This is a genomic window from Mycobacterium sp. MUNTM1 (assembly GCF_054660795.1).
In genome coordinates, this window is record NZ_BAAGDE010000031.1 from 33,998 (window position 1) to 48,298 (window position 14,301).

At 70.9% G+C, this 14,301-nt stretch carries 13 protein-coding genes and 2 pseudogenes; 5 read left to right on the plus strand and 10 right to left on the minus strand.

All coding sequences use genetic code 11. The features are described from left to right. Window positions 1–149: 149 nt before the first annotated feature. The 5 genes and pseudogenes from ACYQ8K_RS18055 to ACYQ8K_RS18075 form a co-directional block, all read right to left on the minus strand. Window positions 150–920, minus strand: a pseudogene (locus tag ACYQ8K_RS18055) (cobaltochelatase subunit CobN); the annotation flags it as partial. 47 nt (window positions 921–967) lie between these two features. Then, on the minus strand, window positions 968–1,642 hold the full coding sequence (locus tag ACYQ8K_RS18060; RefSeq protein WP_459971044.1) for an alpha/beta hydrolase: 675 nt from the start codon (window positions 1,640–1,642) through the stop codon (window positions 968–970). Window positions 1,643–1,726: 84 nt separating this feature from the next. Further along, window positions 1,727–2,737, minus strand: coding sequence for an ABC transporter substrate-binding protein (locus tag ACYQ8K_RS18065; protein WP_459971046.1), 1,011 nt, complete (start codon window positions 2,735–2,737; stop codon window positions 1,727–1,729). Beyond that, complete coding sequence (locus tag ACYQ8K_RS18070) at window positions 2,734–3,489, minus strand: ABC transporter ATP-binding protein (RefSeq protein WP_459971047.1); 756 nt, start codon at window positions 3,487–3,489, stop codon at window positions 2,734–2,736. Before ACYQ8K_RS18070 ends, ACYQ8K_RS18065 begins: the two co-directional genes overlap by 4 nt. Before the next feature lie 11 nt (window positions 3,490–3,500). Further along, the gene (locus ACYQ8K_RS18075) at window positions 3,501–4,319 is read right to left on the minus strand and encodes an ABC transporter permease (RefSeq protein WP_459971049.1); all 819 of its coding nucleotides are present in this window, start codon (window positions 4,317–4,319) and stop codon (window positions 3,501–3,503) included. A 101-nt stretch (window positions 4,320–4,420) separates the two neighbouring features. On the opposite strand from ACYQ8K_RS18075, the gene cobG reads away from it, so the two are divergent. From cobG to ACYQ8K_RS18090, 3 genes are read left to right on the plus strand one after another with little or no spacing between them, the layout of a single operon-like run. After that, window positions 4,421–5,515, plus strand: coding sequence for a precorrin-3B synthase (cobG, locus tag ACYQ8K_RS18080; protein ID WP_459971051.1), 1,095 nt, complete (start codon window positions 4,421–4,423; stop codon window positions 5,513–5,515). A gap of 45 nt (window positions 5,516–5,560) precedes the next feature. Continuing rightward, on the plus strand, window positions 5,561–6,199 hold the full coding sequence (locus tag ACYQ8K_RS18085) for a precorrin-8X methylmutase (protein WP_459971052.1): 639 nt from the start codon (window positions 5,561–5,563) through the stop codon (window positions 6,197–6,199). After that, window positions 6,196–7,674, plus strand: a complete 1,479-nt coding sequence (locus ACYQ8K_RS18090) for a precorrin-2 C(20)-methyltransferase (RefSeq protein ID WP_459971053.1) — start codon at window positions 6,196–6,198, stop codon at window positions 7,672–7,674. Before ACYQ8K_RS18085 ends, ACYQ8K_RS18090 begins: the two co-directional genes overlap by 4 nt. Here ACYQ8K_RS18090 and ACYQ8K_RS18095 read toward each other — a convergent pair. Further along, window positions 7,671–9,326 (minus strand): PPE domain-containing protein, encoded by a 1,656-nt coding sequence (locus ACYQ8K_RS18095; protein WP_459971054.1) that lies wholly within the window; start codon window positions 9,324–9,326, stop codon window positions 7,671–7,673. The two genes, ACYQ8K_RS18090 and ACYQ8K_RS18095, sit on opposite strands and share 4 nt — an antisense overlap. A 175-nt stretch (window positions 9,327–9,501) precedes the next feature. Between ACYQ8K_RS18095 and ACYQ8K_RS18100 the strand changes: the two are divergent. Together ACYQ8K_RS18100 and sigC are read left to right on the plus strand one after the other, a co-directional pair. After that, window positions 9,502–10,194: pseudogene (locus tag ACYQ8K_RS18100) on the plus strand (DUF2275 domain-containing protein); the annotation flags it as partial. Window positions 10,195–10,308: 114 nt separating this feature from the next. Continuing rightward, entirely contained in the window at window positions 10,309–10,863 is a 555-nt protein-coding gene (gene sigC, locus ACYQ8K_RS18105) for an RNA polymerase sigma factor SigC (protein ID WP_459971099.1), read from the plus strand. Here the strand turns inward: sigC and ACYQ8K_RS18110 are convergent. The 4 genes from ACYQ8K_RS18110 to ACYQ8K_RS18125 are packed head-to-tail and all read right to left on the minus strand — an operon-like array spanning window position 10,852 to window position 14,279. Continuing rightward, the gene (locus ACYQ8K_RS18110) at window positions 10,852–11,580 is read right to left on the minus strand and encodes a cobalt-precorrin-6A reductase (protein ID WP_459971056.1); all 729 of its coding nucleotides are present in this window, start codon (window positions 11,578–11,580) and stop codon (window positions 10,852–10,854) included. The genes sigC and ACYQ8K_RS18110 overlap by 12 nt on opposite strands. Then, complete coding sequence (cobM, locus tag ACYQ8K_RS18115; protein ID WP_459971058.1) at window positions 11,580–12,335, minus strand: precorrin-4 C(11)-methyltransferase; 756 nt, start codon at window positions 12,333–12,335, stop codon at window positions 11,580–11,582. The genes ACYQ8K_RS18110 and cobM overlap by 1 nt, the downstream gene beginning before the upstream one ends. Continuing rightward, the gene (cbiE, locus tag ACYQ8K_RS18120; protein WP_459971060.1) at window positions 12,332–13,498 is read right to left on the minus strand and encodes a precorrin-6y C5,15-methyltransferase (decarboxylating) subunit CbiE; all 1,167 of its coding nucleotides are present in this window, start codon (window positions 13,496–13,498) and stop codon (window positions 12,332–12,334) included. The genes cobM and cbiE overlap by 4 nt, the downstream gene beginning before the upstream one ends. A 31-nt stretch (window positions 13,499–13,529) precedes the next feature. Next, window positions 13,530–14,279 (minus strand): SDR family NAD(P)-dependent oxidoreductase, encoded by a 750-nt coding sequence (locus tag ACYQ8K_RS18125; RefSeq protein WP_459971062.1) that lies wholly within the window; start codon window positions 14,277–14,279, stop codon window positions 13,530–13,532. Window positions 14,280–14,301: the final 22 nt, after the last annotated feature.

Here is a 14,301-nt window from a genome sequence, read left to right on the forward strand (position 1 = left end):
CCGCCCCCCCCCCCCCCCGTCTATCCCCCCCCCCCTGGTGGCCGCCGTCCCCCCCCCCCCCCCGCGTTCTCTCCTACCCCAAAAACCTCTCCGCCCACCCCCCCGCGGCGCGGGCCCCGGCGGGGGCGGTCCGCCCCCCCTCGGGCGCCCGGGCTGGTCAGGCACAGCCCCTGCAGGATCGGGATATCCAGCGCGGCAAGGTGTTCGACGTTCCAGCTGTCGTCATCGCCGCCGGCCGACACCGTGGCCGGCTTGAGTCCCCCGGCCGCCAGGACGGTGACCACCATAGCGTCGGCGTCGCCCAGCCGTTGCAGGAGTTCGGGTTCGGCGGTGCGCAGCGACGCGCAGTAGACCGGCATCGCCCGCGCCCCGGCGTCCTCGATGGCGCGGCACAGCGACTCGACGTAGCCGGTGTTGCCGGCCAGGTGCTGCGCGCGGTAGTACAGCACGGCGATCGTCGGGCCGTCGGTAGCCATGGCGTTCGGCCGTGGCAGTTCGCCCCACGTCGGGGTCACGACCGGCGGGGTGAAGCCGAACCCGGTCATCAGCACGGTGTCCGAGAGGAACGCATGCAACTGGCGCAGGTTGTCCACGCCGCCGTGGGCCAGGTAGATGTGCGCCTGCACCGCGATGCCGGCCGCCAGCGTGGACAGGCCGGTCAACTCGGCGTCGGCGGCCTGCTCCCCGCTGACCAACACCGTGGGCACCCCGCTGGCGATCACCGTGTCGATGCCGCTCTGCCACGCCCGGTAGCCGCCGAGAATCCGCACCACCACGATGGCGGCACCGGCCAGCAGGTCGGGCAGTTCGTCGTCCGACAGCCGCGACGGGTTGGCCCACCGATAGTTCTTCCCGCTGGAACGGGCGCTGATCAGGTCCGTATCGGATGTCGACAACAGCAGGATGGTCGGCTCAGCCACCCGTCATTCGTACCGCAACGAGGCGTGCTCGCACCTACTGGGACCGGTCAACCGCCCAGCATCGCCGCGATCCGGTCGGCGACCTGTTGCGCCACGATTCGAGCCGGGCCGTCCCTGGCCGGTTCGTAGCGGTCCGCGAGGGCGTCGTAGTCGGCGCCGGCGATCGACCCGTGATCGGCCGCCAGTTCCACCACCTCCACCGGCCAGCCGGCACGCTCCAGGCGGGCGGCGAAATCCCTGCTGGCATCCACGGGCACGACGTCATCGTCGAGGCCGTGCAGCAACGAGAACGGCGAACCGACATCGGCCGCACTCAGCCCGTCGGCCAGCGGCTCACCGGAGATCGGGTCGGGGACCATGAAGGCTCCGGCGAGGCACACCGTGTGCGCCGGAACGAAGCCGAATTGCGCCGCGTGCAGCGTCACGCCCGCCGCGGCGGCACCGCCCATCGACCACCCGACGAGCAGGATGCGGCCGGCGTCGGCGGCGAGGTCGCGGGTGAACTCCAGCGACCGCAGCAGGTCCGCGCGCCCGCCGTCATCGGCATGGGAGTTCCAGTCCGGTGCCACCACCACCGCGGCGCGCCCCGCCAGCATGCCGGCCAGCGGGCCGACGGCGGCGCGGGCATCGGTTTGCGCGCCATGCCACAGCAAGATCGTGGACGGCGCCGGCTCGCCGAAGACATCGGCCCGCCGGCCAGGGGCATATTCCACCGTTCTCACGGGCACGAGGATGCCCGCACTGACGCGTGTTCAACCCTCGATCAGGCAACGGCCGTATCGCGCCGGGTCAACTCACCCCGCAGGTCAGCTGACGAGACCTGGTCGCAACGTCTCATTGAATCGACGGTCGACCCAGTTGGCAAACCTGGGCGACGACGCGAGCTGGCCTGCGGCCGCGAACAAATCGGCCAGCTTCTGCTCCGACGCGACCACACCGTCATTGAGTTCGGTCGGTAGCCGCAGGCTGCGCGTCGCCGCGACCGCCGCGGCTCGAGGATCCAATCTTACTGCGGCGGAATATTCTTGGGCCCATTCTTCGGGATGAGCCCTGGCCCACTGCACGGCCTTCTCGAAACGTACCAACAGGTCGGACAGCGCGGTGTTGCGTTTCGGGTCGTCCAGCGCCTGGTCGGATGCGACGCCCACCCAGTCGCCATTGGTGACGCCCTGCGCCTCGGCGATGCTGCGCACCGGGATCTGCTGTTCGGCCTGGGCCGTATACGGATCCCAGATGGCCCAGGCGTCGGCCTGGTGCTGGCTGAACGCCGACAGCGCATCGGCGGGCTGCAGGAACACGAACTTCACCTCGGCGGGCTTGAGCCCGGCCTTGTCCAGCTGGGCCAGCAGGTTGGCGTGCGACGAGCTGCCCTTGGCGACGGCGATTGCCTTGCCTCGCAAGTCGGCGACCGACGTGATCGGTGAATCGGCATGTACCAGAACGCGATTGCCCGCTCCGCCGCCGCCGTATGCGGAGACCGCCTTGATCTTCGCGTTGCTGGCAGCCCCGAAGATCGGCGGGGTGTTCCCGGTGATCGCGAAGTCGATCTTGCCCGCAGTGGCCGCCTCGACTTGCGGCGGCCCGGAAGTGAACGTCGAGAACGCGATGCGATAGGGCAGGTTGTCCAGCTGCCCCGCGGCGCGCAGCAGCGCTTCGGTGCCACCCTTCTGATCCCCCACTTGCAGGGTGAGACCGGACAGCTCCGAGAGCGGCACCGCGGCCGGCGGCGGTTTGGGGCCCAAACTGGCTGTGCGCGAGACACATCCGGCCAACAGGAACACGAGCGTCGCCGTCAGCGCGACGAAACCCCGCCTCAAAGTCGCACACCAAGACGATCCAGCAGCTCCGCGCGATGCCGCTCGGTGTGCGCACCGGAATCACCGGGTGCGCGGCGAGGCTCGTCGATGGTCAGCGTGTGCACGACGCGGCCTTCCTCGAGCACCAGCACACGATCGGCGAGCGCGACCGCTTCGTCGACGTCATGGGTGATCAGCAACACCCCGAACCCGTGCCGGCGCCACAGGTCCAGCAGCAGGGTGTGCATGGTCAGCCGGGTCAGCGCGTCCAACGCACCGAACGGCTCATCGAGCAGCAGCAGTTGTGGCTCGGCCACCAGCGCGCGCGCCAGCGAAACCCGTTGCGCCTGACCGCCGGACAGCGTCAGCGGCCACGCCCCGGCGTGGTCGGCCAGCCCGACGTCGGCCAGCGCCCGGTCGGCGCGATCCCGGACCTGCGCCCGCGGGAGGCGGCTGCGGGTCAGGCCGTAACCGACGTTGGTCCGCACATCGCGCCATGGGAACAGGCGCGGCTCCTGGAATGCCAGCGCCGGCGCGCCGGCTACCACCCGCTGCCCACTGTGGTCATCCGAGAGTCCGGCGAGCACCCGCAGCACCGTCGATTTGCCCGAGCCGCTGCGCCCGGCCAGCGCGACGATCTCGCCGCGCTGCACCCGCACCGAAACGTCGTTGAGCACCTGCCGGTTTCCGTACCACTTGTCGACGTGGCGCAGCTCGCCGGCGATGTCGGTCCGCCCGCGGATAGCGGCGGCCGATTCCGCAATGAGTGTCAACCCTTGACCTTTCAGTGTCGGTACCGCAGCGTGCGGCGTTCGATGAGCCGGACGAGCGCGTCGGTGATGATGCCCAACAGCGCGTAGATGGTCAGCCCGAAGATGATGATGTCGATTCGCAGAAAATCGCGGGCGTTATTGATCAGGAAGCCGATTCCCTTGTCGGCGTTGATCTGCTCGGCGACGATCAACGTCAGCCAGGCGATGGCCAGCGATTGGCGGAAACCGACGAGCACCTGTGGCGCCGTGCTGGGCACAAGTATCCGGGTGAACCGCTGAGAGAACGAAAAGCCTAGCACCTGAGCGGTTTCCAGCATCTTGGGATCGACCTGCCGGATCGCCGAAAAGGTGTTGAGGTAGAGCGGGAAGACCACCCCCAGGGCGACGAGCAACACCTTGGGCAGCTCGCCGATGCCGAACCAGAGGATGAACAGCGGGATCAGGCCCAGGTGCGGCAGCGCCCGGATCATCTGCATCGGGGGGTCCACGGTCGATTCGACCCAGCGGGACAGGCCGACCGCCGCGCCCGCCACGATGCCGATGGTCCCGCCCAGCAGCAGCCCCTCCACAACGCGGACGGTGGAGATGTGCAGCGCGTCGGCGAGCTGGCCGTTGCGGGTCAACTCGACGCCCGCCTCGAGGATCAACGAGGGGGCCGGGAGCACATCGGCGGGAATCACACCGATCGCGCTGCCCAGCTGCCACAGCGCCAGCAGCGCCAGCGGCGAAGCGACGCGCACGACCTCCCATTTGCGGCGCGCCCATAATCCGCCGGCTGGGGCGCTGCCCGGCTTGTTCGGCGCAGCGTCGAGCGCGGTGGCAATGCTCACTGTGCCGACGCTATGGCGCGGCCCGGGGTCGGGGTAAGGGTTTACGTCTGGCTGAAGGCAATCCCGGTCGCCGCCTTCAACGGGGGCCGTACCGTGGACGGGTGGCCAGGACGCGCGACACCGACGCATGCCCGGGTGCGCTGCAGGTGCACCAGGCGGCCGATGGCGCCCTGGCCCGGATCCGGCTGCCCGGCGGCATGATCACGGCCGCCCAGCTCGCCGCGCTGGCCGGCGTCAGTAACCAGGCAGGTTCGGGAACGCTCGAGCTGACCGCCCGGGGCAACGTGCAGTTGCGCGGGCTGACCGACGTGACCGCGGTGGGCGAGGCGCTTGCGGCGGCGGGCCTGCTGCCGTCGACGACGCACGAGCGGGTCCGCAACATCGTGGCCTCACCGCTATCGGGCCGCTCGGGTGGCCACCTCGATGTCCGGCGCTGGGTCGGCGAGCTCGACGCCGCGCTGTGCGCCGAACCCAGGCTCATGGAGCTGGGTGGCCGGTTCTGGTTCAGCCTGGACGACGGGCGCGCCGACGTGTCGGGGCTGCGCGCCGACGTCGGGGTGCATGCGTCCCCCGACGGCTGTGCACTGTTGCTCGCCGGACGCGACACCGGCGTCCGGCTGGCGGCCGGCGAGGTGGTCGAGACGCTGATCGCCCTCGCCACGCGGTTCGTCGATATCCGCGGAAAGGCTTGGCGCGTCCAGGAATTGGACGATGTGCGGCGGCTGCTCCCGGGCGCCGACCCGGGCGCCACCTCCTTCCCGGCCGTCACCAGGGCGCCGGTGGGTTGGATCGGCCAGGACGACGGGCGGGTGACGCTGGGCGCCGCGGTGCCGCTGGGTGTGCTGCCCGCACGCGTCGCGGAGTATCTGGCCGCGATCGAGGCGCCGCTGGTGATCACCCCGTGGCGCTCGGTGCTGGTGTGCGACCTCACTGAAGGCATGGCCGATACCGCGCTGCGGGTGCTGGCGCCCCTCGGCCTGGTGTTCGACGAGAACTCCCCGTGGCTGACTGTCAGCGCCTGCACCGGCAGCCCCGGCTGCGCGCGCTCGGGCGCCGACGTGCGGGCCGACGCCGCGCGAGCGCTGGATCCCGCCTCGACCGTGCACCGGCACTTCGTCGGCTGCGACCGGGCGTGCGGCAGTCCCCTCGCCGGCGAGGTGCTGGTCGCCGCGCCGGACGGATACCGGCGGCTGTAGCCGGGTGCGGCGGGTCGCCGCGTCGGTGAGCTTTAAGGTGGGCGGGTGCTCGACTACATCCGCGACGCGGCGGAAATCTATCGCCAGTCGTTCGCGACGATCCGCGCCGAAGCCGACCTGGCGCGATTCCCCGCCGACGTGGCGCAGGTGGTGGTCCGGCTGATCCACACCTGCGGCCAGGTCGACGTCGCCGAGCACGTCGCGTTCACCGACGACGTCGTGGAGCGGACGGGTGCCGCGTTACGCAGGGGTGCTCCCGTGCTGTGCGATTCGTCGATGGTGGCCGCCGGAATCACCCGATCGCGCCTGCCGGCGGGCAACCAGGTGGTGTCGCTGGTGGCCGATCCGCGCAGCCCCCAGCTGGCCGCACGCCGGGGCATCACCCGCTCGGCAGCGGGGGTGGAACTGGTGGCCGAGGAGTTGGGCGACAAGCTGGCCGGCGCCGTACTGGCCATCGGCAATGCACCCACCGCGCTGTTTCGGCTGCTGGAACTGATCGACGAGGGCGCCCCAGCACCGGTGGCGGTGCTGGGCGGGCCGGTGGGTTTCGTCGGATCGGCGCAATCCAAACAGGAACTCATCGACAACCCGCGCGGGCTCTCGTATCTGGTGGTGCAGGGTCGCCGCGGTGGCAGCGCCATGGCCGCCGCCGCCGTCAACGCGATCGCGAGCGACCGCGAATGACCGACCGGGGCACACTCTGGGGCGTCGGGTTGGGGCCCGGCGACCCGGAATTGGTGACCGTCAAGGCCGCCCGGGTGATCGGCGAGGCCGACGTGGTGGCCTATCACAGCGCCCGGCACGGCCGCAGCATCGCGCGCGGTATCGCCGAACCCTACCTGCGGCCCGGTCAGATCGAGGAGCACCTGGTGTACCCCGTCACGACCGAGACCACCGACCATCCCGGCGGCTATGCGGGTGCGATCGAGGACTTCTACGTCGAGGCCACCGAGCGCATCGCGGCGCACCTCGATGCCGGCCGCAACGTCGCCCTGCTGGCCGAGGGCGACCCGCTGTTCTACAGCTCCTACATGCACCTGCACACCCGGCTGACCGAGCGGTTCGAGGCGGTCATCGTGCCCGGTGTGACGTCGGTGAGCGCCGCCTCGGCGGCCATCGCGACACCGTTGGTGGCCGGCGACGAGGTGCTGTCGGTGCTGCCGGGCACCTTGCCGGTCGAAGAGCTGACCCGTCGGCTCGCCGATGCCGACGCCGCCGTCGTGCTCAAACTCGGACGTTCGTATCACGCTGTGCGGGAGGCGCTTTCGGCATCGGGACAGCTTGACGACGCGTTCTACGTCGAGCGGGCCAGCACCGCCACGCAACGCATATTGCCCGCCTCCGACGTCGACGAGGCCGGCGTCCCATACTTCTCGCTGGCCATCCTGCCGGGCGGGCAGCGCGGCCGGCGCTCCCCCGCCGCCGGCAGCGTCACCGTGGTGGGCCTTGGTCCCGGCGACATGGACTGGATGACGCCGCAGACCCGCCGCGAGCTGGCCGCGGCGACCGACCTGATCGGCTACGGCGGCTACCTGGACCGTGTGCCGGCTCGCGACGGCCAGCGGCGTCACCCCAGCGACAACCGCGACGAGCCCGAGCGGGCCCGGCTGGCCTGCGCGCTGGCCGAGCAGGGCCGCGCCGTGGCGGTCGTCTCGTCGGGCGACCCGGGTGTGTTCGCCATGGCGACCGCGGTGCTGGAAGAGGCCAAAGAATGGCCGGGGGTGCAAGTCCGGGTGATTCCGGCGATGACCGCCGCCCAGGCGGTGGCCAGCCGGGTCGGCGCCCCGCTGGGGCACGACTACGCGGTGATCTCGCTGTCCGACCGCCTCAAGCCGTGGGAGGTGATCTCCGCGCGGCTGCAGGCCGCCGCGGCCGCCGACCTGGTGCTGGCGATCTACAACCCGGCGTCGAAGTCGCGGACCTGGCAGGTCGGCGCCATGCGCGACATCTTGATGGCCCACCGCGAACCCGGCACCCCGGTGGTGATCGGCCGCAACGTCTCCGGCCCCGACGAGGACGTCCGCGTGGTCAGGCTGGCCGATCTCAATCCCGGCGAGATCGACATGCGCTGCCTGCTGATCATCGGGTCGTCGCAAACCCAGTGGTACTCACACGATTCCACCGACCGGGTTTTTACGCCGCGGCGCTACCAGGGCTAGTCACGATCCCAGGTGCTCGGCATCATCGGCACGGTGGGCCCGTCGCTGAACCCGTCGCGGGTCAACGTCGCCAACCCGGCGGCTTGCGCGGCATCGGATTTTGCCGCGGCACCGGCGAACCCGAGCGGTCCCGCGCTGTCCTCGGAAGGGCTTGCGGCGTAGGGATCTTCGGCGTCACCGCTGGGATCCGCACCGTCGTCGAGCTCCATGAATTCGTAGCGGTACGCGCGCTCGGTGGCGGTGCCGCCGCGGCGCCGGCGGGCCCGGGCCTTCTTTTTGGCCGCGGCCGCCGCGGCCGCCGTAGCCGGTGCGTCGACGTCGTCGGGCGACGGTTCCTCCGACTTACGGCGTGACCGGCTGCTCGCGCTGCCGCGCGCCGACAGTCCCGAAAGCCCCACGGCGTACAGGGCATTGGACACGTTGGCTCCGATTCCGTCGGTCGCGGTGGGACCGAAACCGACGCCGGGCCCCCCACCCACCGGTCCGCCGCCGGCCGAACCGGCGACGGTCGTCGCCGGGGCCGTGCCCGGTGTCGGCACGTGGCTCACACTGGCGGGCGCGGTGGCGATCGTCGGCGCCGGAGCGACCACCGGTGCGGGCGCCGCCGCGACGGCCGGCAACGGCGCCGGCGTCGACAGCGGGACCGCGACGCTGATCGCGGTGACCGCCGCCGCCACCCCGCCCGCCGCCGCCGCGCCGATGGCGGCGACGACGACCGGTGCGAGCACCACCGCCATCTGGATCGCGAGCTGGATGAACGGCCAGAAGATCATCAGGGTGTGGAAGATGGCCCAGCCCAGCGCGCTCGACAGGGCCGGCGACAGGCCGAGCTGCCCGAAGAACGCAGCGAGACTGTTCACCCACGGCACCGGAGGGAAAGGCCATCCACCGGGGTTGAGGTCCTTGGACACCGGCCACGCGAAATTCTGGGTGTACTGCTGCAGCCACTGGGTCAGCTGATCCATCCACGACGGATAGGTCTGCGTCGCCGTGGTGGCCTGCTGCTGGGCACTCGAGGTATCCGCGTTGTTGAGGTTGGAGCCGGAATCCGTGGCCGGGGCCACCGCGGCCGCCTGTACCGCTGCGACGCCGGCGGTGCCCGCCTCCGCACCCGGCACGACGATCGTCGGCGCGGGCGTCGTCGCGGGGACAGCCGCCAGAGCGGATGCACTGACGGCCTGGTAGGTGGTCATCGTCGTGGCGGCCTGTACCCACATGCGTGCGTAGTCGGCCTCGTTGACGGCGATGGGGATGGTGTTGACCCCGAAGAAGTTGGTGGCGACCAGCGCCCCGTGCACCGCGTGGTTGGCCGCGAGTTCGCCCAGCGTCGGCATGGCCGCCAGGGCGGTGGTGTACGCGGTGGCCGCCGTCTCGTGCAGGCTCGCGGCCGCCGTGCTCTTGGCCGCGCTCTCCAGCAGCCAGGCCTGGTAAGGGGCGTGCGCGGCCACGTACTGATCCGCGCTGGGTCCGTCCCACGAACCCGCCTGCACGGCGCCCAACGCGCCGCTGAGCTCGGCTGCCGCGGTCGCGTAGTCGGTGCTCAACGACGACCACGCCGAGGCGGCGGCCAGCAGCGGCGCGGGGCCGGGGCCGCTGCTGAGCAACGTCGAGTGCACTTCGGGTGGAAACGCGATCCAGATCGGGGCGGTCATCGTCGGGGGCCTTCAGGCACGAGCACGAATACCTCTTCGGTGAACTTGTGGATGGGCTGGGCGATGCGTTCGATCAGAGGTCGGTTGCCGGCGCGGATAAGTTCCCGGCGATTTACTCTGGCGCCAAATCTCACGAGTCTTTGCGCACAGCCGGGCCATGCGCAACGATGCAGGGATGCGGTGTGAGATTGCGCGCGAAGCGCTGTCGGCTCGACTGGATGGCGAACGCCCCCAGGTGCTCGCGCAGCAAGTCGACGCCCATCTCGAATCCTGCCGCAGCTGCCGCTCCTGGCTGATCGGGGCCGCGGTGCAGACGCGGCGGTTCGCCGCGGTGACGCCCGGCGAGGGACCCGATCTGGTCGAGAAGATCATGGCCAGCATCGGCGAGCAGCCCACCGGACACCAGGCGCGGATGCGCTGGTTGCGGTCGCACTACCGCCGGTGGGGCCTGATCGCCGTCGGCCTGTTTCAGGTGGCGATCGCCGCCGCCCAAATCAGCGGAATCGATTTCGGCATGGTGTCCGATCACATGCACGGCGCGATGTCCGGCGAGCACCTGATGCACGAGTCGACGGCCTGGTTGCTGGCGCTGGGTCTGGCCATGATCGCCGCCGGCGTCTGGCCCGCCTCCGCGTCGGGGGTGGCCGCGATCACCGGTGTCTATTCCGTTGCGCTGCTGGGCTATGTGATCGTCGACGCCTTCGACGGCAACGTCACCGCGACCCGCATCGCCAGCCACATGCCCCTGTTGCTGGGCCTGGCGTTCGCATTGCTGGTGGCGCGGGAACGGGTGGGCTCGCACCGACGGCGTGGTTCCGATGCCTCGGACGACGCCGACTTCCCCAGCTGGGCGTCGGACTCACCCACTGGTCGGCGGCGCGGGCACCTGCGGCCCATCAATCGCGTGGCCGTCGACCCCGTCGCGTCCTCTACGACGAGCCGTCGTAGAATCGGGAAACTCGCACAACAAAGGTGGTTGGGCATGACCGCGCCGAGCGACGACGAGGCCGTAACCGAGCTCGCGTTGTCAGCCGCACGCGGAAACTCCCGAGCGCTCGAGTCGTTCATCAAGGCCACCCAGCAAGACGTGTGGCGGTTCGTCGCCTACCTCTCGGACACGGGCAACGCCGACGATCTCACCCAAGAGACTTTCCTGCGCGCCATCGGCGCCATCGAGCGGTTCTCCGGGCGCTCGAGCGCGCGGACGTGGTTGCTTTCGATCGCGCGCCGCGTCGTGGCCGACCACATCCGCCACGTGCAATCGCGACCCCGCGCCGCGCTGGGTGCCGATCCCGAACACGTAGTGCGTGGGGACCGGCATGCCCGCGGATTCGAGGACCTGGTCGAGGTGACGACGATGATCGCCAACCTCAATGCCGAACAGCGCGAAGCGCTTTTGCTCACCCAGCTGCTCGGCCTGCCCTACGCCGACGCCGCCGCGGTCTGCGGCTGCCCGGTGGGCACCATCCGCTCCCGCGTTGCGCGCGCCCGCGACGCGCTGCTGGCCGACGGCGAGCGCGGCCACCTAACCGGCTAGCGCGCCAACCCATTCAGCGGCCTCGGCCACCGAGCCGACCGTCGACACCCCGACGGGCAGCGGCGGCCGCTCCACCATCACCACCGGAACGTCCAGCGCCGCCGCCGCATCCAGCTTCGCGCGGGTCATGTCCCCGCCGCTGTTCTTGGTGACCAGGGCGTCGATGCGGTGGTCGCGCAACAGCGCGAACTCGTCGTCGTAGCTGTACGGCCCGCGGGACAGCAGCACGCGGTGATGACGCGGCAGCCCCGAAGCGTCGGGGTCGGTGACCGCCCGGATCAGAAACCACGCGTCGCTGCCGGCGAAGGCCCGCACCCCCGAGCGTCCGGTGGTGAGAAATACCCGCGAATAGCCTTGCTGGGCAACGGTTTCCGCGGCATCAGCGTCCGAGTGGACGACGATGGCAGTGCCCGGATCCCACGCCGGGCGGGCCAGGATCAGATGAGGGATCCGCAAGTCCATGCACGCGGCGGCGGCGTGCGCCGTCATGGTCGCGGCGAACGGGTGGGTGGCGTCCACGACCGCGTCGATGCCTTCGTCGTGCAGCCAGCGTCGTAATCCGTCGACGCCGCCGAAGCCGCCGATGCGCACCGGGCCGACCGGCAGTGCCGGATCCGGAACGCGCCCGGCCAGGGAGCTGACAATGTCGACGCGCAGGTGCAGGGCGTTCGCCAGGGCGCGGGCCTCGCCGGTGCCGCCGAGCAGCAGAACGCGCATCAGTGCCTGCTCCCCCGTGCCCGCCCGGTCGAGTACAGGTAGCTGTCGGTGAAGCCGCCGGCGGTCAGCGCGTCACCGACGACGATGACGGCGGTCTTGGTGATGTCGGCCCGATGCATCTGCCCGGCGATGTCCGCGAGGGTACCGCGCAGCACCGCCTCTTGCGGCCAGCTCGCGAAAGCCACGACGGCTGCAGGTGTTTCGGGTCGGTAGCCCCCTCGGAGAAGCTGCGGGACGATGGCGTCGATCTGGGCGGCGGCCAGATGCAGCACGAGCGTCCCGCCGGATTGCGCCAGGGTTTCCAGGTCTTCGCCGGGCGGCATCGCCGTCGACAGGGTCGCCACCCGGCTCAGCGTCACGGTCTGTGCCACGCCGGGAACGGTGAGCTCGCGCTTCAGCGCGGCCGCCGCGGCGGCGAAAGCCGGTACGCCGGGCACGATTTCGTAGTCGATGCCCAGCGATTCGAGCCGCCGGCATTGCTCGGCCAGCGCGCTGTAGAGCGATGGATCACCCGAGTGCAGCCGCGCCACGTCCAGGCCGGCGGCGTGCGCCTCGCTCAGCTCGGCGATGATCTGCTCCAACGTCAGCGGGCCGGTGTCAACGACTTTCGCGCCCGGCGGGCACAACGCCAGCAGGTCGTCGGGCATGATCGAGCCGGCATACAGGCACACCGGGCAGTTTTGCAGGAGCCGCTGGCCGCGCACGGTGATGAGGTCGGCCGCCCCCGGCCCCGCTCCGATGAAATACACCGTCATTTGGTCACCGCCCACTGGGTGACGGGATACTGCGGGCGCCAGCCGGTGAAGGCGCCCAGCGGCTCGCCGTGATAGTGCTGGAAGCGTCGCAACTCACCGCCGAGGCGCTGATGCGCTTGTATCAGAACGGCTTCGGACTCGGTGGTGACCACGTTGGCGACGAGTCGCCCACCGGTTTGCAGGTGGGCCCAGCAGGCGTCGAGGAGGCCGGGTTGGGTCAGCCCTCCGCCGATGAAGATCGCCGACGGCGGGTCGGCGCCGTCGAACGCGCCGGGGGCCTCCCCGCGCACGTCGATGTCGACCCCGAAGGCCGCGGCATTGACCTCCAGGTTGCGGCGGCGCGCTTCGTTGCTTTCGAATACCACTGCACTGCAACCCCTTCCGCTTAAACACCACTGGACACTGATGCTGCCCGAGCCCGCGCCGACGTCCCACAATCGCTCCCCCGGGCGCGCCGCCAGGGCGGCCAGCGTCACCGCGCGGATGCCTTGTTTGGTGATCTGCCCGTCGTGGGTGAAGGCGTGGTCGGGCGGGGGCGAGACGCGTTCATCGGGCAGGTAGTGCACGGCAATCACGTTCAGGTCGTCCAGGCCTCGGTCGTCGGTCCAGTCGCGGGCGGTGCCGTCGCGGCGGCGCTCGTCCGGGGCGCCGAGTCGTTCGAGAACGGTGAACTCCGAATCGCCGCGGTCATGCGCGGTGAGCAGTGCGGCGAGTTCCGTTGGCGTCGAGTTGCTTTGCGACAGCACGATCGCCTGGCCGCCGCGACGCACCGCCGTGCGCGGGGGCGCGGTGACCAGACTGATCACCTCGGTGTCGTGGAGGTTCCAGCCCATCCGCGCGCACGCCAGCGTCACCGACGACACGTGCGGCAGGACCCTGACGTTGTCGCGGCCGTGCAGGCGGATCAGGGTGCCCCCGATGCCGTGCAGCAGCGGATCGCCGCTGGCCACCACGTGCACGTCACCGGTGTGCTCATCGAGCAACGATTGCAGCGCGGGCAACATCGGCGACGGCCACTGCCGCCGGGGCGCGGGCACCGTGTCGTCGAGCAGGTCGAGTTGCCGCTTGGAGCCGTAAATTACTGCGGCCCTGCGAAGTTCGGCGCGCGATGCCTCGCCGAGTCCGGCCACGCCGTCGGCACCGATACCGACCACGACGATCATCAGCGCCGCCCGGCGTCGTCAGCGCCGCGGATCATCGCGGCATCCTGCGCCAGATGAACTGCGGCAGCAGTCTCATCACCGCCGCCGCGGGGCCCAGCGCCCACGGGATCCACACGGTGCGGCGGCCCTTCGCGAGCGCACGCGCGGTGGCGGCGGCCACCTGCGCGGGCGTGCTGGGCAGCGGTGCGGGCGACATGCCTTCCGTCATGCGGCCGATGACGAATCCCGGCCGGGCGATCAGCAGCCGGACCCCGGTGCCGTGCAGCGCGTCGGCCAGGCCGCAGGCGAAGCCGTCCAGGCCGGCCTTGGCCGAGCCGTAGACGTAGTTGGCGCGGCGAACGCGCGCGCCGGCGATCGAAGAGAACACCACCAGCTGGCCCGTACCCGCTGTGCGCATCGCCGTGGCCAGGTGGGTGAGCAGGCTGACCTGGGCGAGGTAGTCGGTGTGGACGACGGCGACCGCGTGCGCGGCGTCGGCTTCGGCGCGGGCCTGGTCGCCCAGGATGCCGAACGCCAGCACCGCGGTGCCGATGGGACCGTGGTCGGCGACGATCGAGGCGATCAGCGGGCCGTGCGAGGCCAGGTCGTCGGCGTCGAACTCCCTGGTGTCGACCGCCGCCGCGCCGGCGGCTTTGAGCACGTTGACCTGCTCAGCGAGCTGATCGGCCCTGCGGGCGGCCAGCACGACCGTCGCGCCCCGCGCGAGGAGTCGGCCCAGCTCGATCCCGATCTCGCTGCGGCCGCCCAGGATTACTACTGGACCCGCACCCGTGTCGTCCACGGCTGCGATTATCACCTGCGCT